This window comes from Mesorhizobium sp. M0478 (assembly GCF_040321305.1).
GTDB lineage: Bacteria > Pseudomonadota > Alphaproteobacteria > Rhizobiales > Rhizobiaceae > Mesorhizobium.
On the sequence record NZ_JAMYRH010000004.1, the window covers coordinates 61,551 to 80,582 of the forward strand.

Annotated in this window: 14 protein-coding genes; 6 read left to right on the plus strand and 8 right to left on the minus strand. The window is 64.6% G+C overall.

The genetic code is table 11. The features are described 5' to 3' along the window. Positions 1-94 precede the first annotated feature (94 nt). Positions 95-2,434, minus strand: coding sequence for a glucose/quinate/shikimate family membrane-bound PQQ-dependent dehydrogenase (locus tag NKI64_RS11510; RefSeq protein ID WP_196814830.1), 2,340 nt, complete (start codon positions 2,432-2,434; stop codon positions 95-97). Positions 2,435-2,677: 243 nt separating this feature from the next. On the opposite strand from NKI64_RS11510, the gene NKI64_RS11515 reads away from it, so the two are divergent. Beyond that, positions 2,678-3,511 carry a DUF2059 domain-containing protein gene (locus NKI64_RS11515; RefSeq protein ID WP_023712457.1) on the plus strand — a complete coding sequence of 278 codons (834 nt, stop codon included), beginning with the start codon at positions 2,678-2,680 and terminating at the stop codon, positions 3,509-3,511. Between the two features lie 80 nt (positions 3,512-3,591). After that, entirely contained in the window at positions 3,592-6,402 is a 2,811-nt protein-coding gene (locus NKI64_RS11520; RefSeq protein WP_023712456.1) for an ATP-dependent helicase, read from the plus strand. 318 nt (positions 6,403-6,720) lie between these two features. Here the strand turns inward: NKI64_RS11520 and NKI64_RS11525 are convergent, their stop codons facing one another. From NKI64_RS11525 to NKI64_RS11545, 5 genes are all read right to left on the minus strand, one after another. Continuing rightward, a complete protein-coding gene (locus NKI64_RS11525) occupies positions 6,721-7,761 on the minus strand; it encodes an ABC transporter permease (protein ID WP_023682111.1) in 1,041 nt (346 codons plus the stop codon). Further along, positions 7,758-8,555 carry an ATP-binding cassette domain-containing protein gene (locus NKI64_RS11530; RefSeq protein WP_023668308.1) on the minus strand — a complete coding sequence of 266 codons (798 nt, stop codon included), beginning with the start codon at positions 8,553-8,555 and terminating at the stop codon, positions 7,758-7,760. Before NKI64_RS11530 ends, NKI64_RS11525 begins: the two co-directional genes overlap by 4 nt. Before the next feature lie 86 nt (positions 8,556-8,641). After that, the gene (locus tag NKI64_RS11535) at positions 8,642-9,655 is read right to left on the minus strand and encodes a substrate-binding domain-containing protein (RefSeq protein WP_352668030.1); all 1,014 of its coding nucleotides are present in this window, start codon (positions 9,653-9,655) and stop codon (positions 8,642-8,644) included. Positions 9,656-9,770: 115 nt separating this feature from the next. Beyond that, positions 9,771-10,679, minus strand: coding sequence for a sugar phosphate isomerase/epimerase family protein (locus NKI64_RS11540; protein ID WP_352668032.1), 909 nt, complete (start codon positions 10,677-10,679; stop codon positions 9,771-9,773). Further along, positions 10,676-11,707 carry a Gfo/Idh/MocA family protein gene (locus NKI64_RS11545; RefSeq protein ID WP_352668035.1) on the minus strand — a complete coding sequence of 344 codons (1,032 nt, stop codon included), beginning with the start codon at positions 11,705-11,707 and terminating at the stop codon, positions 10,676-10,678. Before NKI64_RS11545 ends, NKI64_RS11540 begins: the two co-directional genes overlap by 4 nt. Before the next feature lie 194 nt (positions 11,708-11,901). On the opposite strand from NKI64_RS11545, the gene NKI64_RS11550 reads away from it, so the two are divergent. Both NKI64_RS11550 and NKI64_RS11555 read left to right on the plus strand, forming a co-directional pair. After that, positions 11,902-12,927 carry a LacI family DNA-binding transcriptional regulator gene (locus NKI64_RS11550; RefSeq protein ID WP_023688052.1) on the plus strand — a complete coding sequence of 342 codons (1,026 nt, stop codon included), beginning with the start codon at positions 11,902-11,904 and terminating at the stop codon, positions 12,925-12,927. 161 nt (positions 12,928-13,088) lie between these two features. Continuing rightward, on the plus strand, positions 13,089-14,564 hold the full coding sequence (locus NKI64_RS11555; protein WP_023688051.1) for an esterase-like activity of phytase family protein: 1,476 nt from the start codon (positions 13,089-13,091) through the stop codon (positions 14,562-14,564). Positions 14,565-14,642: 78 nt separating this feature from the next. Here the strand turns inward: NKI64_RS11555 and NKI64_RS11560 are convergent, their stop codons facing one another. Continuing rightward, entirely contained in the window at positions 14,643-15,437 is a 795-nt protein-coding gene (locus tag NKI64_RS11560) for a L,D-transpeptidase (protein ID WP_023705536.1), read from the minus strand. A gap of 176 nt (positions 15,438-15,613) precedes the next feature. Between NKI64_RS11560 and NKI64_RS11565 the strand changes: the two genes are divergently transcribed. After that, positions 15,614-17,086 (plus strand): MATE family efflux transporter, encoded by a 1,473-nt coding sequence (locus NKI64_RS11565; protein ID WP_352668038.1) that lies wholly within the window; start codon positions 15,614-15,616, stop codon positions 17,084-17,086. A gap of 3 nt (positions 17,087-17,089) precedes the next feature. On the opposite strand, the gene NKI64_RS11570 is transcribed toward NKI64_RS11565, so the two are convergent. After that, positions 17,090-18,298 carry an MFS transporter gene (locus NKI64_RS11570; RefSeq protein WP_352668041.1) on the minus strand — a complete coding sequence of 403 codons (1,209 nt, stop codon included), beginning with the start codon at positions 18,296-18,298 and terminating at the stop codon, positions 17,090-17,092. Between the two features lie 157 nt (positions 18,299-18,455). Here NKI64_RS11570 and NKI64_RS11575 point away from each other — a divergent pair, with 157 nt between their 5' ends. Next, positions 18,456-19,031: a TMEM175 family protein gene (locus NKI64_RS11575; protein ID WP_023682120.1), complete on the plus strand. Its 576-nt coding sequence runs from the start codon at positions 18,456-18,458 to the stop codon at positions 19,029-19,031. Position 19,032: the final 1 nt, after the last annotated feature.

The following is a 19,032-nucleotide window of genomic DNA, read 5'->3' on the forward strand; positions in this document are numbered from 1 at the left end:
TATACGGGGAGAAGATGCCGGCAGGCAGATGAGGGGCGGCGCGACATTGCCAGAATATCTGCCGGGCCGATCACTTACCTAAGTCACATCGCTGCTACTTCGGCAGCGTATAGGCCATCACATAGTCGCCGGGCTTGGTGCCGACCGAGCCATGGCCGCCGGCGACGATGACCACGAACTGGCGGCCGTCGGCGACGGTGTAGGTCATCGGCGTCGACTGCCCACCGGCCGGCAGCCTGGCCTGCCAAAGCTGCTTGCCCGATGTCAGGTCATAGGCGCGCAGATAGTCGTCGACCGCCGCGCCCAGGAAGACGACGCCGCCGGCGGTGATCATCGGCCCGCCAATGCCGGGAACACCGACCTTCAGCGGCAAGGGCAACGGCGTCATGTCGTAGACGGTGCCGTTGCGGTGCTTGTAGGCGATCTTGCCGGTTCTGAGGTCCGCTCCCGCCACATAGCCCCATGGCGGCGCCTGGCAGGGCACGCCGAGCGGCGACAGGAACGGCCCCATCACCACCGCATAGGGTGCGCCCTCATTGCGGTTCAGCCCCTGCTCGCTGCCGCGCCCCTCATCCGGCGGCGGCACCTGGTCGCGCGGAATGAGCTGCGATTTGAACGCCAGATAGGTCGGCATGCCGAACATCACCTGCCGCACCGGATCGACGGCGACGCCGCCCCAGTTGAATGTGCCGAAATTACCGGGATAGACCAGCGACCCCTGCACCGATGGCGGGGTGTAGCGGCCCTCGTAGCGCAGGCCCTGGAATTCGATCCGGCAGGCCAGCTGGTCGAACATGGTGATGCCCCACATGTCGGCGCCGGTCAGCGGCCTCGGATTGAAGGAGAGATCCGAGACCGGCTGCGTCGGCGACGTGTGATCGCCCTCGACAGCGCCGCCCGGCGCCGGCACTTCCTTGATCGGGATGATCGGCTCGCCGCTGCGCCGGTCGAGCACGTAGAGGTCGCCCTGCTTGGTCGGTCCAACCAGGCCCGGAACGACGCCGGCAGCGGTGGTGATGTCGACCAGGGTCGGCTGTGCCGGCACATCCATGTCCCAGAGGTCGTGATGCACGGTCTGCCGCACCCAGCGCACTTGTCCGGTGGCCAGATCGAGCGCGGTGATCGAGGAGGAAAACTTCTCGACATTGGCGCTGCGGCCCATCCCGAGCTGGTCCGGCGTCTGGTTGCCGAGCGGCACATAGAGCAGGCCGAGCTTCTCGTCGGCGCTTGCCGTCGACCACATGTTGGGCGAGTTGTGGGTGTAGGTCTGGCCTGCCGCCAGCGGCGTTGTCTGGTCCGGATTGCCGGAATCCCAGTTCCACACCAGGGCGCCGGTGTCGACGTCGAAGGCCCGGATGACGCCGGACGGCTCTTGCGTCGAATAATTGTCGTTGACCGCGCCGCCGATGATGATCTTGCCGCCCGCAATCAGCGGCGCCGAGGTCGAGTAATAATAGCCCGACTTCGGATACGGCATGTTGGTCAACAAATTGAGCGTGCCGGCTTCGGCGAAGGACGGGCAGACCTGGCCGTTGGCGGCGTCGAGCGCGATCAGCCGCGCATCCGAGGTCGGCAGATAGACGCGCGTCGCGCAAGGCTGGCCGGCGGCGATCTTTGCATCGGCATAATAGGACACGCCGCGGCAGGTCTGGTGCTGGCGGTCCTTGTCGAGCTTGATCTTGGGATCGAAACGCCATTTCTCCTTGCCGGTGGCGGCATCGATGGCGATGGCGAAATTGTGCGGCGTGCAGATATAGAGCGCATCGCCCACCTTCAGCGGCGTCACCTGGTAGGTGGTTTCGCCGACATCGTCCGGCCCTTTCACGTCGCCGGTCTGGTAGATCCAGGCCGGCTGCAATTTGGCGACATTGTCGGGCGTGATCTGGTCGAGCGGCGAATAGCGCTGGCCAAATTGCGTACGGCCGTAGAAATGCCATTCGCCCGGAGGCACATTGCCGCCGAGATCGGCAGTCGGCGTCACCTTGTCGGCGCTGAGGTCGCCGGCGATGTCCTTGGGATCGGCCGTCATCGAATAACCGGCGACGGCGAGCGATGCGAGCACGGCCAGAATGAGCGGCGCGCGCGCGTCGGGGCCGATCAGGCCCCGCCTTGCCCAAGGCGTCAGCAGCCACAGCGCCAGAAGCACGATGATGCCGCCGCGCGGTCCGAGTTCCCACCAGTCGAAGCCGATTTCCCACACCGCCCAGGCCAGCGTGCCGAGCACGATCGCCGCGTAGAGCCAGAGCGCCGTCGATTTGCGCCGGAAGAGCAGCCATGCGGCGATGAGGAAGGCGAGACCGGTGACGACATAGTACCAGCTGCCGCCCAGCATCGCGAGCCAGACGCCGCCGCCGCCAAGCGCGAGGCCGATGAGGAACAGGATGAGGGAGGTGATGACGACAGCCAAGACGATACTCCTTCGACTGATGCGCATTCCGCGGCGCGGCCATGGGCAAAGGTATGCCAATCCTGCCCCCGGCGGTACAACCTTCTCCCGCCCGCCGTGCCTGTCAAGCCGCCGGGGAGCGATCCATGGCGAAACCAAACGGCCATGCCGCAGGCTCCGCGCACAGGGCGTTTTTTTCGAGGCCACACGCCCAGGTGGCAATCCCGCCTTGCCGGCATCCGGGTTTTCCAGCAGTCTGCTTTCGACCAACCATCAGGAGCAACCAGAGTGATGTCATTCGCCTCGCCTCTGACGCGAGTAGTCCTTGTCCTCTGTAGCTTCGTCGCGCTCACGGCCGGCACAGTGGCCGCGCCGGCACAGACGCTGAGCGAGATCAACAAGGCAAACGGCTTTCACGAGATGCTGATGGGCATCGGTCCCGGCATCGCCGCAGCCACGAAATCCATACCCGAACCGTTACCGGCAAATTTCCAGGACGCCTTGTCGGTCGCGCTGGAAGGCGCCTTCGACGCAGTCAAAATGGAGACTGCCATCGAATCGCGGATGGCGGACAGGCTGTCGGCCACCGATCTGTCCGACCTCGCAGCGTTTTACGCTTCCCCGTTGGGCAAGCACGTCACCGCTTTGGAAATTCAGTCGTCTGGCCCGGAAGGCAGGCAAAGCAAGAAGACAGAGGGCAAGCAAATCCTCGCCGAGCTTCCGACCAAGGATCCAGCCCGGCTCGAATTGTACCGCAAGATCATCGACGATATCAGCGCTGTCGACACCGGCGAGGCGATAGCGCTGAACATGAGCTACGCGATGGTTACGGGGATGCTGGGCGCAGCCGGAAAGCCTCTGTCGGACGAACAGATCATGGCGCTGGTGCGTCAGCAATCCGTGAAAATTCGCCAGAACATCGAACAGAATGCCATGCAGGGTAGCGCTTATACGTACCGGGATCTCCCGCTCGGCGATCTCAGACTGTACTCGACATTCCTGGCGTCACCCGCGGGCAGCCGCTATTACGACCAGATGCTGACGGCCTTTGGCATGGTGATGACAGAGGAAGCGCGCTCGTTCGGACATCGATTGTTCGTCGCGCTCGGTTACCGAAAGGCCTGAGCCGCAGTATCGGGCACTTTAGCAGAACAAAACGTAGACACTTCTGGTCTTTCGCTCCCGAATCACTACATTCGGGGGAGATGTCCGGCTTTGCGGAAGAAATGCCCTTTTTCGACGAACCCAATGCGCGGCCCGCGGCCCCGTCGGGCATAGCCGCGCGCGCCATGGCGGCCCGCAGCGGACCCAACAGCGCACCCGATTATCTCAACGGCCTCAACCCCGAGCAGCGGCTGGCGGTGGAAACCACCGAAGGCCCGGTCCTGGTGCTGGCCGGCGCCGGCACCGGCAAGACCCGCGTGCTGACCACCCGCATCGCCCATATCCTGGCCACCGGCAGGGCTTTCCCCTCGCAGATCCTGGCGGTGACCTTCACCAACAAGGCCGCGCGCGAGATGAAGCAGCGCATCGGCCATCTCGTCGGCGAAGCCGTCGAGGGCATGCCGTGGCTCGGCACCTTCCACTCCATCGGCGTCAAGCTCTTGCGCCGCCACGCCGAGCTGGCCGGGCTCAAATCCGATTTCACCATCCTCGACACCGACGACGTCGTACGGCTGATCAAGCAGCTGATCCAGGCCGAAGGCCTCGACGACAAGCGCTGGCCGGCCAAGCAGTTCGCGCAGATGATCGACGGCTGGAAGAACAAGGGCCAAGGCCCGGCCGACATTGCCGAGGGCGATGCCCGCAGCTTCGCCAACGGCAAGGGCCGGGAACTATACAAGGCCTATCAGGAGCGGCTGAAGACGCTGAACGCCTGCGACTTCGGCGATCTGCTCTGCCACCCGATCCGCATCTTCCGCGCCAATCCGGACGTGCTGAAGGACTACCACAAGCGCTTCAAATACATCCTCGTCGACGAGTACCAGGACACCAACACCGCGCAATACATGTGGCTGCGGCTGCTGGCGCAAAGGCCAAGTGCGCCACAACCGCCAAGTGAGCCACAACCGCCAAGAAGTGGCGTTCCAGGTGGCCGCGTTCCAAGTCCTAGCCCGTCCAGGACTCCTGATCGAACTGAGGCGGGCAACTACAAACCTGCGGCGTCAAAAGACGATCCTTCGGAAGAAGGTAACTACGTTAGACCAAACACCTCCTACCGCTGGAATGTTCCGGCCGAAGGCCGCAAGCCCGACCGGGCGTCCGAGCCGTTGCGAGGCCCCCGCGGAGGGCCCGCGCCGGCAGGCGCGGAACAGCCCGTGAGCGTGAATATTTGCTGCGTCGGCGACGACGACCAATCGATCTATGGCTGGCGTGGCGCCGAGGTCGACAACATCCTGCGCTTCGACAAGGATTTTCCCGGCGCCACCATCATCCGTCTGGAGCGCAATTATCGCTCGACCGCGCACATCCTCGGCACTGCCTCGCACCTCATCGCCCACAATGAGGGCCGCTTCGGCAAGACGCTGTTCACCGAGAAGGTCGCCGAGGACGACGAGAAGGTGCATGTCCACGCCGCCTGGGATTCCGAGGAGGAGGCGCGCGCCGTCGGCGAGACCATCGAGACCTACCAGCGTGCCAAGCACAAGCTCAATGATATGGCCATCCTGGTCCGCGCCTCCTTCCAGATGCGCGAATTCGAGGATCGCTTCGTCACGCTCGGCCTCAACTACCGCGTCATCGGCGGCCCGCGCTTCTATGAGCGCATGGAAATCCGCGATGCACTGGCCTTCTTCCGCGTCGTCGCGCAGGGCGCCGACGACCTCGCCTTCGAGCGCATCGTCAATGTCCCCAAGCGCGGCCTGGGTGAAGCCACCATCCGCCAGATCCACGACACGGCGCGGAGCTTGCGCATCCCGATGCTGGAGGCAGCCGCCAAGCTCGCAGAAAGCGACGAGCTGAAGCCCAAGCCCCGCGCGGCCTTGCGCGAAGTGGCGGCCAATTTCGAGCGCTGGCAGAAGGCGCTGGAAACCACGCCGCACACCGAACTCGCCGAGACCATTCTGGAGGAGAGCGGCTACACCGACATGTGGAAGAACGACCGCTCGGTCGAGGCGCCGGGCCGGCTGGAAAACCTGAAAGAGCTTATCCGCTCCATGGAGGAGTATGAATCGCTGCGCTCCTTCCTCGAACATGTCGCCCTGGTCATGGACGCCGAGCAGAACGCCGAGCTTGACGCCGTCAACATCATGACGCTGCATTCGGCCAAGGGCCTCGAATTCGAGACCGTGTTCCTCCCCGGCTGGGAGGAAGGCCTGTTCCCGCACCAACGCGCGCTGGACGAAGGCGGCCGCTCCGGCCTGGAGGAAGAGCGCCGTCTCGCCTATGTCGGCCTGACCCGGGCCAAGAAGAACCTGCATCTGTGGTTCGTCTCCAACCGCCGCATCCACGGCCTGTGGCAGTCGACCATCCCGTCGCGCTTTCTGGACGAACTGCCGGAAGCCCATGTCGAGGTCGCCGAAAGCGGCAACTCCTATGGCGGCTACGGCAATTCCTATGGCGGCGGTTCGTTCGCGTCGGGCCGTGGCGGCCAGGGCGCAGGGCGGCAGAACCCCTACGGCGCCTCGCGCTTCGACAATGTCGGCGCGGAAAAATCCGGCGCCTTCTCCAACACCTATGCGACGCCCGGCTGGCAGCGCGCGCAGGCCAACCGCACCGAGGCGACCGACCGCAACTGGGGCTCGCGCTCCGGCCACCAGGTCGAGCGCATCGGCTATGGCGAGACCGACTCCGGCTACGGCGCCGGCCGAACCAGCGTCAAAGGCCGCACCATTGACGGCGAACTGGTCGCCAAATCCGTCGCCGACACGCCGTCGCCCTTCAGCGTCGGCGACCGCGTCTTCCACCAGAAATTCGGCAACGGCAACATCTCCAACATCGAAGGCAACAAGCTGACCATCGACTTCGACAAGGCCGGCCAGAAACGCGTGCTGGACGGGTTTGTGGCGGCGGTGTGAGCGCCCGCTTGTCCTGTTGTCCTACAAGCGACCACATTGTTGTAGTCTGGCGGAGCCCTCCCCGCCTCGTCATCCACGGGCGGAGCAAGGAGCGTAGCGACGCAGCGTAGACCCGAGGATCCATCCCGCGTCTTCAACGCGTTGCCACGGTGCGGAATCCTGCGCAGCTGCACGCCAAGGTCGCGGAATGGATTCCAGGGTCTACGCGACGGAGCTTCGCTCCTGCTCCGCCTTAGAATGACGAAGCGACGGGCGTCTGCCCAGTCGTCGGGGCATGCGGTCCGCAACATGAGCGTCCCCGTCAATTTAGCCCGCCCCTCACCTGTACCGCGCCTGGTTCCACTTGTGCCCCAGCAGCGACAGGATGATGATCAGCCCGTTGAAGAACTGGACGTAGAAGCCGCTCAGGCCCGCCGCCACGACGCCGGTCTGGATGAACGACACGGTGACCGCGCCGATCGCTCCACCGGCAACCGTACCGATGCCGCCCCAGGTCGGCGTGCCGCCGACGAACACCGAAGCCAGCACCGGCAAGAGATAGCCGTCGCCCGCGGTCGGCCACCAGGTGAAGTTGATCATCACCGAAAACGTGCCGGCGATCGCGGCCCCGATGCCGGTGAAGATGAACACTTTCACCCGCACACGCTTGACGTCGATGCCCATTTGCTGGGCGCTGTCGGGGTTGTCGCCGACGACCCTCACCTGCGCGCCGAAGCGGTGCCGGTTGTAGAGCATTGCCGAAAAAATGACGAAGGCGAGTGCCCATAAGACCTGTACCGGAAAACCCCACACCTGACCGGAGAAGATGGTGTACGCCCAGCTGTCGCTGAGACCGGTCAATGCGGTCGATCTGCCCTCGTTGATGATCTGGATCAGTCCCCGCAGCAGGAAATTCATGCCGAGCGTGGCGATCAGCGACGACAGCCCGCCATAAACGACCAGGGATCCGACGAGAAAGCCGAGCAGCGTGCCGGTGAGAATCGCCGCTGCGATGCCGAGAAACGGATCGTAGCCGGCCTGCACCACCAGCGCGAACACCCAGGAGGCAAAGCCCATGGTTGCGGGAAACGACAGGTCGATCTCGCCGCAGGTGACGACGAAGACCAGCGGCACCACCACGAACAGCGCAACGGGCAGCGTGGTCAGCACGGATCTGTAGAGATACCAGGTGGTGAACACGGTTGGGTTGGCGATCAGGAACGCCGCCATCATGATGATGAACACGGCGAGCGTGCCGAGCGCTGCGCGGTTGTCGATGACGAAACCGCGCAGCCAATGGTCGGACGGGTGCTTCCACTCGGGTCGGGCTGCCTTGCCGCCGAGAGGGCTCTGCAGATCGGGTTCCATGGTCTTGCTCATCGTGCTGCCCTCTCCGCGTCGCCGGCCTCGTGCAGCCCCGGCAATCCGCCGGGATGCGCAACGTCTTCCATGAAGTTGATCAGCTCTTCGGCCGACTTGACCTCGGTGCGATCGGCGGTCAGCGCCACCTTGCCGCGGTCAATCACCACGAAGCGGTCGGCGATGTCGAAGACATGATGGATGTTGTGGCCGATGAAGAGGATCGAGCGCCCGCTCGCCCGCACCTGGCGCACGAAATGGAAGACCTTGGCGGTCTCGGTCAGCGACAGCGCCGTCGTCGGCTCGTCGAGGATGATCAGCTCCGCCTGCTTGTAGATGGCGCGCGCGATCGCCACGCCCTGGCGTTCGCCGCCGGAGAGCTGGCCGACGATCGAATGCGGCGTGAACACTTTCGAGGTAAAGCCGATCTCGCGCATCAGCCGGCTCGCCTCCTCTATCTCTTTATTGACCTTCAGAAAGCCCATGAAGCCGGTGAGTTCGCGGCCCATGAAGATGTTGCGCACGATGGTCTGCTGCACGGCCAGCGCCCGGTCCTGGAAAACCGTCTCGATGCCGGCGTCGCGCGAGCGTGCCGCACTCCAGCCGGTCACCGGCTTGCCGCGCACCAGGATCTCGCCGCTGGTCGGCTTGACGACGCCGGACAGGATCTTGATCAGCGTCGATTTGCCGGCGCCATTGTCACCGATCAAGCCAACCACCTCGCCGCGGTCGACCGAGAGATTGACCCCGCCCAGCGCATAGACCTGGCCATAGGATTTGCTGATGTCGCGCAGTTCGATGATGCGTTCGGCCATGGCGATCCTCGCTCCTGTGGTATCATCCCGGCCTGGTGCCGGCGGTCCTGCCGGCCGGGCTTGCGCCCAGCCGGCAGTTTGGGAGGTCAGCGCAGCGCCTGCTTGGCAAGCTCGGCGACGATCTCGTAATTCTGCGGCGTGACGAAGCCCGCCCCGGTGTCGACATTCATCGGCGCCAGGCCCAGCACCACCTGCTGGCAAAGGCTGAGGATCGGCAGATAGCCTTGCAGAAACGGCTGCTGATCAGCCGTCAGCTGCACCCAGCCGCCTTTGAACGCCTCGACGATCTGCGGGCTGGTATCGAAGCCGAAGTTGAAGATGTCGCCGGGCTTGCGTCCCGCCGCCTGCATGTAGGTGGCGACGTTGCCCAGCATCTGGCCGCCGGGATAGCCGACCGCCTTGACGTCGGGATTGTTGAGCAGGGCCGCGGTGATCACCGGTATCGCCAGATTGGGGTCGGACGCCCATTCGCCGCTCGGCGGCGACGACAGCTGGATGACCTCGACGCCGGCTTCCTTGAGTGCTGCCACCGTGCCGCGCTCGCGCGCGCCGCGGGCCTCGTTCTCGAACGGGCCGATCATGATCGCCTTGTCGCCGGACTTGAGATTGCCGAGCTTGAACGCTTCGACGCCGAGCGCGCGGCCCTGCTGCTCCTGCTGGGCGCCGACATAGCCGCCGCCGAACGCGTCCACCACCTTCGGCACCGGCACGTTCTGGTACATCATCTTGATGCCGTCCTTATGCGCCTGTTCGGCCAGCGGCATGATCGCGGCGTCGCCCGGATGGCCCATCATGGCAATGCCGTTTGGCTTCACGGCGACGGCCTCACGCAATTGCTGCACCATCTTCTCGACGTCCCACTGCGAGAAGATGTAGTCGACCTTCGGCCCGAGATCGGACGCCGCCTGCTTGGCGCCATTGTAGACGATGGTGCCGAAAGCGTCGCCCTCGGCGCCGCCGACGAAAAAGCGGATGTGGACATCCTTGCACCACTGGGCGTCGAGCGCCTGCGCCGGCAGAGTGGAGATGGCAGCGCACAGCGCCGTGGCGGCGGCCACGACGGTCGAGCGCAGAAGTGTCGTTCTCATTGCGATGCTCATGCACGTTCCTCCCTTTTGTCCTCGGTGAGCCGAGGGGTTCGTCGTTCGCTTTTCGGCAGTGCTTGTCGGCAGTGCTTGGCAATCTGTCAGGCCGGCTCCTCCCACCGGCCCTCGGTCACGCTGGGTTCGGCAGGTAGGTCGCTCCTCCCCGGCATTGCTTGAGGTATTCCAGCCCGCGCACCTGGCCTGTGATTTCGAGGTCGCCGCGATAGACCGGGTCGTGCCAGCCCTCGATGTCGATGGCGCCCTTGTAACCGGCCAGCCGCAATTCGCTGATCACCCGCGTCCAGTCGCTGTCGCCAAAACCGGGTGTGCGCATCTGCACGAAGGGCAGCTTGCCGAACACGCCGTGCTCGCCGATGACATCCCAGCGCACCGTCGCGTCCTTGCCGTGGACATGGAAGATGCGCGGCGCCCATTTGCGGATCTGCGGTATCGGGTCGATGAGATAGACCAGCTGATGGCAGGGCTCCCATTCCAGGCCGAGGTTCTCGTCGGGCAATTCGTTGAACATCAGCTCCCAGGCGTCCGGATTGTGGGCGATGTTCCAGTCGCCGGCCGCCCAGTTGCCATCCATGGCGCAATTTTCGAAGGCAATGCGCACGCCCTTGTCTGCGGCGCGCCTGGCCAGCGGACCCCAAACCTCACGGAAGCGCGGCAGGCTGTCTGTCAGCTTCTTGCCACGCAGACGTCCGGTGAAGCCGCTGACGATCGAAGCGCCGAACAGATGCGCATTGTCGATGACGGTTTCCCAGGCCGCGAGCACGCCGCGATCGACCTCGCCATCCTCCAGCGGATTGCCGAACACGCCGATCGACGACACGGCGACATCGGCATCGCCGATCGCCTCGCCAATCTCACCGGCGAGCCGCGCCAAATCCTTGCCGCCCAGCGTCTGCCAGAAGAAGGGCTGGATGCTCTCGAAGCCGAGCGGCAGAATCTCTTTGATGTAGGCGGCCGGGTCTTCGAGATTGGCCCGCACCATGGTGCCGATCCGGATGTCGAGAAGCGGGTTTGGCATCATGATGCTTCCTGTGTGATTGCGACGCGCCGTCCGGTCTCGGCGCTTTCGATGGCGCCAAAAACCATGGCCAGGCTTTTGATGTTGTCGCTGCCACGGGTTTCCGGCTCGCTGCCGGTCTCGATGGCGTGCATGAAATCCTTGATGATGCCGAGATGACCGCCGACGCGGTCGGCGGAATCGAGCGGCGGTACTGTGATGGGCTGGGTCAGGTCGAACAGGCCGTCGCGGACCGACAACACAACCTCGGCCTTCAGTCCGTCCTCGCCGTCCCAGAGCAGGCTGCCGTGCTCGGCGACGATGCGCCATGTGCTCTCCCAACTGGTGCGGAAGCCCGCCGCGCACCAGGAGCCTGCATAGGTGAAGCGCTTGCCGCCGCCGAGATCGAAGATAGCGCTGGCCGACGAGCCCTGCCGGTACCAGGAATTCGCCGGATCCCATTCCTGGCAATAGACGCCGGCGGGATCGCCTGCGACCATGTAGCGGGCGGCGTCGAATGTGTGGATCGCCATGTCGAGCAAGAGCACATGCGCCATCTCCTCGCGAAAGCCGCCGAAATGCGGCGCGACGAAGAAGTCGGCATGGATGCTGGTTGGCTTGCCGATGGCGCCGGAGTCGAGAAAGCGCCTTATGCGCCGGACATTGGCGACATAGCGGCGGTTCTGCACGACCGCATGGACGCGCCCCGCGTTACGCGCCGCATCGACGATGGCGCGCGCATTTTCCGGAGTATCGGCCAGCGGCTTTTCCGTCAGCAGATGGCAATTATGGGCAAAGGCGGCAAAGGCGACATCACGCCGGGCGGCTGGAACCACGACATCGAACACCGCGTCGGGCCTGGTCTGGTCGAGCACCGCGTCGAGGCTGGTGCCGATTACCGCGCCGTCGAGCCCGTATTCGTGCGCCCTCGCCTTCGCCCGTTCGGCGTCGAGATCGACAAGGCCGACAATGGCCAGCCCGTCGATCTGCCTCGCGGCATCGAGCCAGGCCTTGCTCATCGCACCACAGCCGACGAGGACGGCATTCATCATCCGGCATTCCTCCCGTCCGGTCCCTCCAGACCGAATGTCACGGCATTTCCGGCATCACCGTAAACGTTTCTCCGTAAACGTTTACGAGAACACACCCGATGGCGTAGAATGTCAATCGGCTGTCAGCGAAAATCATCCCGAAGCCTTGGCCTGGGCGGCAGCCGGTGCTAGCCAAGACAGGGGGAGAACTGTCCTTGGCGTCCAGTATCCATGACCTAGCGCGTCACCTGAACATTTCGATCGGCACCGTGTCGCGGGCGTTGAACGGCCGCGCCGACGTCAATGCCGACACCCGCCAGCGCGTGCTCGCCGCCGCCAAGCAATTGAACTATTCGCCCAACCAGTCCGGCCGCAGCCTGCGGCAAGGCACCACCCATTCGATCGCCTTCATGCTGCAGCCGCATCCGGGCGACCAGCAATATGGCGAACCGTTCTTCATCCCGTTCCTGATCGGTCTGCAGGGCCGACTGGCCGAGGATGACCTGGATCTGATGGTCGTCATGGGCGAGCCCGGCCAATATCAGCAGGAGAGGCTGCGCCGCGTGGTTGAGACGCGCCGGGCCGACGCGGTCGTGTTGGCCAATACACGGCGGGAAGACGATCGGATCGACTATCTCAGCAAGGCCGGCTTTCCCTTCGCCACGCTTGGCCGAAGTCAATCCGGCGACGACACCTATCCTTCGCTCGATATAGATTTCGAGAGGGCGGGTGATGAAGCCGTCGACCGGCTGGTCGCGCGCGGCCACCGCCGCATTGCCGCCATCCGCCCTTCGCTTGATCTCAACTTCGGCTACCTGTTCCTCGACGGCTACCGCAAGGCGCTGGAGCGGCATGGCATCGAAGTCGACCCCGGCCTGATCGCCGACGGCTTCATCAACGAGGCCGGAGGCTACCAGGTGACGCCGCGCGTGATGCTCTCCAAGGACCGGCCCACAGCCATCATCTTCAACAATGACGCAATGGCGCTCGGCGGCTGCAAGGCACTGGCCGAGATGGGCATCAGGCCCGGCCACGACATCGCGGTGATCGTCATCGTCGACACGCCGCTCTGCCGCTACTTTTCACCGGCGCTGACCGCCTTCCGTCCGTCGCTGGAGCCGATGGGCCGGCGGCTGGCCGAAATGCTGCTGGCCTCGCTTCCCGCCTTTGCCGGCCCGGAAGGTCCGCGCATCATCCGCGAAGTCTGGCCGCTGGAGCTGATCGCGCGCGACAGCGATTGATAGTGCGTCTCTCCCTTCTCCCACAAGGGAGAAGGAAGAGGCCCGCTCTGTCACGCAAGTATCATGTTCGCGTCCTAGACCGCTTTGCGAGAGGGCGACATCGTCGATGCGATGCGGTGGCCCCTTTGCGCCGCTCAAGGCTTGTCACAAAGAGGATCTCCATGAAAATCTCGCACCGAACCGTGTCGCTCGGCGCCGCGCTGGCGCTGTTTACCGCCCTGACCCCTGCCCTTGCCGACAGCACAGCCACCGTTGGTGGCTTCGTCAACAAGGGCCTGGTCGGCGTCGGCCGCATCCCGGCCGATCAGAAGGACAAGTTCGGCGAGACCTTCGGCTCCGGCTCCGGCATGTCGATCGACGCCGCAAGCTGGACCCGTGGCGCGGACGGCTACAAGGGCTCGCTCTGGTTGCTGCCCGACCGCGGCTACAATGTCGTCGGCACCACCGACTACCGGCCGCGCCTCAACACTATTCGCATCGAGTTCACGCCGGCCGCACTAGGCGCCACGCCCACCTCCGGCCAGGAACAGACAGGCGTCAAGGCGACGCTTGCCGATTCCCTGCTCCTCACCGACGACAAGGGCGCTGACGCCACCGGCCTCGATCCGCTCAACGGCGTGCGCGCGGCCAATGGCGACCTGCCGATCCTGCCCGAGGCCAATGGCAAGCTGGCGCTCGACAATGAGGCGATCGCGCGGCTGCCCGACGGCACCATGTTCATCTCTGACGAATACGGCCCCAACATCTACCGCTTCTCGGCCGACGGCCATCTGTTGTCGGCAACGCAGCCGCCCGCCGCTTTGGTGCCGATGCGCAAGGGCGCGCCGAACTTCGCCTCCGACAATCCGGGCCCCGGTGCAGCCGAACCCGATCCGAAGGATCCCGAAACCGGCCGCCAGAACAATCAAGGCCTCGAAGGCATGGCGCTGACGCCGGACGGCAAGTCGCTGATCACTGTGCTGCAGTCGGCGCCCCGCCAGGATGGCGGCGATTCGCCCGCGACGCGCCAGAACACCCGCGCGCTGGTCTACGACGCCTCCGACCCGGCCCATCTCAAGCTGGTGCATGAATATGCCGTGCCGCTGCCGGTGTTCAAGGACGCCAAGGACAAGACCAAGGTCGCCGCGCAGAGCGAAATCGTGGCGCTGTCCGACAAGACCTTCCTGATGCTGGCGCGCGACAGCGGAAACGGCCAGGGGGTGAAGGGCGATACTTCGCTGCTGCGCCAGATTTTCGTCGTCGACGTCTCTGGCGCCACCGACATTGCCGGCGGCGCCTTCGATGCCGCCGACAAGCCGCTGGCGCCCAAGGGCGTGCTCGACCCCTCGGTGACGCCGGCCAAGCTGACGCCGTTCATCGACATCAACGACAACAAGGAACTCGGCCGTTTCGGCCTGCATGACGGCAAGCCGAACGACAAGAACAATCTCTCGGAGAAGTGGGAAGCAATGTCTGTGGTCAGCCTGCTCGATCCGGCGCTGCCCGACGACTATTTCCTGTTCGTCGGCAACGATAACGACTTTCTCACCCAAGACGGTTTTCAGGTCGGCGCGCCCTACAAGGCCGACGACGGCGCCGATGTCGACACCATGTTCCTGGTCTATCAGGTCACGCTTCCGGGCCTCGCCAACAAGTAGCCGTATACGGAAAGGCGGACGCGCCCGGCGCGTCCGCCTCTAACCGTCTGTCGGCGATCAGCGATGCCGTGAAGGCACCTATTTCAAAATCTCCGCATCCCTTGGCACGCCGGCATCGATCGGCTCGGCGGTCCGGCTCGACACAGCCATGATCTTGCCCGCGGCCGACAGGTTCGGGCGCACATAGACCTGGGCTACGCCGTTGACCCGGCTGTAGAGGTCGATGATGTCCTGGTTCATGAAGCGCACGCAGCCCGACGACGCGTTCTTGCCGATGGAATCCCATTCCGGCGTGCCGTGCAGCCGGTACATCGTGTCCTTGCCGTCGCGGAACAGATAGAGCGCACGCGCGCCGAGCGGGCTCTGCGGTCCCGGCGGCATGCCGTCCTTATATTTCGCCAGTTCCGGCCGGCGCTGGATCATTTCCGGCGGCGGCGTCCACACCGGCCATTTCTTGCGCGCCTGGATCACGGCGCTGCCGGTCCAGCCAAACCCGGCCTTGCCGAGGCTGACGCCATAGCGCATTGCCTTGCCGCCGTCGCGCACCAGATAGAGAAAATGCTCGGATGTATCGACGACGATCGTGCCGGGTTTTTCGCCGGTCGGATCGTCCACGATCTGGCGCACGAACTTCGGATCGAGCTTGGCCACGGGGATTGCCGGCAATGAAAAGCCCTCATCGACGCGCGCCGAATACATGGTGGCGGCATCGCCGAAAGCGGGCTCGGGTGCGGGTGCCGGCGCCGGCGTCGGCGGTACTGCCACATCAGTGGTTGTGCAGGCCGAAAGTGCCATGGCAGCGGCACCCAAAGCGGATGCTCCCAGAAACGCGCGCCTATTCAGGCGCTCGGAAAATAATGGATTGTCGGACATGATCCCCCCGGTTTGCGGCCCCTCGCGGCGATGACCCATAGCCCATTACGCAAGCTTTGAGAACCTGATCGCCTCAGCCGCGTTAAGCTTGATGTTCCGATGCCGCATCGACCTTGTCCGTTAAATCGGCGATCATTGCCGGGCGGACTTTGAGATGAACCTTCGCCGAACAGCCCATGGACGAAAAAATACCACCGCGCCGGCGCACCGGCGATCTCACCAGCGGCCCAATCCCTCGCACGCTGCTGTTGTTCGCGCTTCCGGTGCTCGGTTCCAATGTGCTGCAGTCGCTCAACGGTTCGATCAACGCCGTCTGGGTCGGCCGCTTCCTCGGTGAATCGGCGCTGACGGCGACCTCAAACGCCAATCTGGTGCTGTTCCTGATTCTCGGCACCGTGTTCGGGATCGGCATGGCCGCGACCATCCTGGTGGCGCAATCGGTCGGCGCCCGCGACCTGCCCGAGGCGCGGCGCATCGTCGGCACCAGCGCCAGCTTCTTCTTCCTCGTCTCGGCTATCTTCGCCGTCTGCGGCTGGATCTGGGTCGACGCCATCCTCAACACACTGGGCACCCCGCCCGATGCGCTGCCGCTGGCGCGCTCCTATCTGCGTATCATCTTCGTCGCCGTGCCGATGATGAATCTTCTGTCCTTCGTCATGACGGTGCTGCGCGGTGCGGGTGATTCGCGCACGCCATTCTTCTTCATGGCGCTCGCCGTCGTGCTCGACATCATCCTCAATCCGCTGCTCATTCGCGGCATCGGCCCCTTCCCCGAGCTCGGCATCGCCGGCTCCGCCACCTCGACGCTGATCGGCCAGACAGTGAGCGTGATCGCCATCCTCGTCGTGCTTTATGCCAGAAAGCATCCGCTGCGGCTCGCCGGCGCCAACCTCGCTCTGCTGCGGCCGGATCCGGCGCTGCTCAGGATCGTCGTCTTCAAGGGCGTGCCGATGGGCCTGCAGATGATCGTCATTTCGGCGGCGGCGCTGACCGTCATGGGCATCGTCAACTCCTACGGCTCGCAGGTCGCCGCCGCCTACGGCATCGCAGCGCAGCTGTGGACCTATATCCAGATGCCTGCACTGGCGATCGGAGCCGCAGTCTCGTCGATGGCGGCCCAGAATGTCGGCGCCGGGCGCTGGGACCGCATCGGTCGCATCGCGGCGTCCGGCGTCGGCTTCAACCTGGTGCTCACCGGCGCCCTGGTGGCGCTGCTGTTCCTCTTCGACAGGCCGGTGCTCGGCCTGTTCCTTAGCCGCGACAGCACCGCAATCGACATTGCAGCCCACATCAACAAGGTGGCGTCCTGGTCGTTCATCCTGTTCGGCGTCACCATCGTGCTGTTCGCCACCGTGCGCGCCACCGGTGCCGTGATGCCGCCGCTGATCATTCTGGTGATCTCGGTGCTGGTCGTGCGCACCGGCTTTGCCTATTTCATGCGCGGCGTGATCGGCGAGGAGGCGCTGTGGTGGAGCTTTCCGGCGGGATCGATCACCTCGCTGGTGCTGGCCGCCGCCTACTACCGCTTCGGCCGCTGGCGCACCATGCACATGATCGAGGATCGGCCTGCCGCCGGCGAGCCGCCCGACACCGGCCTCGGCATCCCGCGCGGACGGGCAAACATGGCGCCCGGGACGCCAAACGGGTGAGGCTCAGCGCGCGTATTTGACGCCGAACCCCAGCGCTACGACAGAGAACAGCGTGATCATGCCGGAGAAGGCCAAGCTTGCCGTCGTCGGAGTGGCCCAACTCGACAGCAGCCCAATGCCGATCACCGGCAGCGCATTGCCGCAGAAGCAGCAGATGAAGAACGCCGACACCAATTCGGCGCGACGCTCGGCAGGTGCGATCTGGTTCACCACCTGCAGGCCGCCGCGATAGCCGAGCGCCGCCGCCACGCCGCACACAGCGGTGGCGGCAACCATCAGGGACATCGACGCGAAAAACTGAGCAGCAACCATCAGCCCTACGGCCGGGATCATCAGCGCCAGCGCGGCCAGCATGCCGGCGCGGCTGGACAGTCGGGTCGTGGCCAGAATGGTCGCGGCCGCAACGATCGACAGTTCAAAGAACAGCGCGCCGGCCTCGGCATGGTTGGCCACATGCAGTTGCTGCGCCAGGATGCTCGGCGCAAGGGCTGCATAGAAGCCGACCAGCGCCATGGCGCCGAAACCGGTGACCGCCGGCGCCACGAAGGCAGCGCGGATATCGCTCGGCACCGATAGCCGTGGCCGCAACGAAACGTCGGTCAGCCTGCCCGGCCGGGACACGGTTTCGCGGGTACGCCAGATCAGCAGCGTCACCACCACCAGCAAGGCAAGATAGACCGCAAACGTTAGTCTCAACGGCCAGGGCGCATATTCGGCGAGCAGGCCCGATGCCAGCGCGCCGAGGCCAAGGCCAACGAAGTTGGTGCTGGTGGCGATGATTGCCGCGCGCGATTTGTCCTTACCTTCGATCAATTCGGCAAGCCAGGCCGTGCCGGTCCCCGCGCCGACGCCGATGCCAAGGCCGCTCAATATGCGGGCGACATCGAGCCATGCGACGTTCTCGGCCAGCAGGAACACCACCGCGCTGACCACCGCTATGGCCATCGACGCCAGCGCCGCAGGACGGCGGCCAATGCCGTCGGACAAGCGCCCGAACATCAGCAATGCGCCGAGATTGCCGACGACATAGACGGCGTAGACCAGCGTCAGCGTGATCTGCGAGAAACCGAAGGCCTGCTTGTAGATGACGTAAAGCGGCGTCAGCACCGTGCTGCCGGCGAACAGCGCGGCGATCATGGCGGCAACCGCGGCCATCGCGGGCCGGCCATCGAATCCGTTGTCGCGCGTCGTGGTCTCGGCATAGCTGGTCATGGCAACCTCCGGCCAATCGCCCACCGCCCAATTGCGCCCCAACGTCCATGTAAGGATGGCCGTTCCACGCGCCGAACTTCATCCTGACAACCTTGTCAGGATGGTCTTGCCCGAAGTCCTCGCTTAACGTCTTTCTTTCCATCGAGAGGGAGAATCCATGGGAAAAGGTAGAGTCGAGGCATTCACCGATGGGGTGGTCGCCATCATCATCACCATCATGGTGCTGGAGCTGAAAGTGCCGCATGGCGAGGATTTTTCAGCGCTTCTGCCGCTGTGGCCGATCTTTTTCAGCTATGTCTTGTCGTTCATCAATGTCGGCATCTACTGGAACAATCTGCACAACATGTTCCACACCGTCCAAAGGGTCGACGGCCGCGTGCTGTGGGCCAACCTCAACCTTCTGTTCTGGTTGTCGCTGATGCCGGCGACGACGGCCTTCATGGGCGAGAACCATTTCGCGCCGGTCCCCGTCGCCGTCTATGGCATCGACCTGGTGCTGTGCGCGGTCGCCTACACCTTTCTCGCCACCAAGCTGCACCATTTGCACGGCAACGACACCGCCTTCGCCAAGGCGCTGGGCAATGACCGCAAGGGCAAGATCTCGGTGGCCCTCTACGCCGCAGCCGTCCCGCTTGCCTTCGTCAACCAATGGATCGGCGTTGCGATCTTTGTGCTGGTGGCCGCCGTCTGGTTCGTGCCGGACACGCGTTTTTCGCGGGTGCTGGAAAAGTAGC

Bases quoted from the DNA above. Each gene is read 5' to 3' on its own strand.
- NKI64_RS11545 (WP_352668035.1), bottom strand. From the start codon at position 11,707: ATGATGAATGCCGTCCTCGTCGGCTGTGGTGCGATGAGCAAGGCCTGG.
- NKI64_RS11570 (WP_352668041.1), bottom strand. From the start codon at position 18,298: ATGACCAGCTATGCCGAGACCACGACGCGCGACAACGGATTCGATGGC.
- NKI64_RS11575 (WP_023682120.1), top strand. From the start codon at position 18,456: ATGGGAAAAGGTAGAGTCGAGGCATTCACCGATGGGGTGGTCGCCATC.
- NKI64_RS11565 (WP_352668038.1), top strand. From the start codon at position 15,614: ATGGACGAAAAAATACCACCGCGCCGGCGCACCGGCGATCTCACCAGC.
- NKI64_RS11510 (WP_196814830.1), bottom strand. From the start codon at position 2,434: ATGCGCATCAGTCGAAGGAGTATCGTCTTGGCTGTCGTCATCACCTCC.
- NKI64_RS11520 (WP_023712456.1), top strand. From the start codon at position 3,592: ATGTCCGGCTTTGCGGAAGAAATGCCCTTTTTCGACGAACCCAATGCG.
- NKI64_RS11525 (WP_023682111.1), bottom strand. From the start codon at position 7,761: ATGAGCAAGACCATGGAACCCGATCTGCAGAGCCCTCTCGGCGGCAAG.
- NKI64_RS11530 (WP_023668308.1), bottom strand. From the start codon at position 8,555: ATGGCCGAACGCATCATCGAACTGCGCGACATCAGCAAATCCTATGGC.
- NKI64_RS11560 (WP_023705536.1), bottom strand. From the start codon at position 15,437: ATGTCCGACAATCCATTATTTTCCGAGCGCCTGAATAGGCGCGCGTTT.
- NKI64_RS11555 (WP_023688051.1), top strand. From the start codon at position 13,089: ATGAAAATCTCGCACCGAACCGTGTCGCTCGGCGCCGCGCTGGCGCTG.
- NKI64_RS11540 (WP_352668032.1), bottom strand. From the start codon at position 10,679: ATGATGCCAAACCCGCTTCTCGACATCCGGATCGGCACCATGGTGCGG.
- NKI64_RS11515 (WP_023712457.1), top strand. From the start codon at position 2,678: ATGTCATTCGCCTCGCCTCTGACGCGAGTAGTCCTTGTCCTCTGTAGC.
- NKI64_RS11535 (WP_352668030.1), bottom strand. From the start codon at position 9,655: ATGAGCATCGCAATGAGAACGACACTTCTGCGCTCGACCGTCGTGGCC.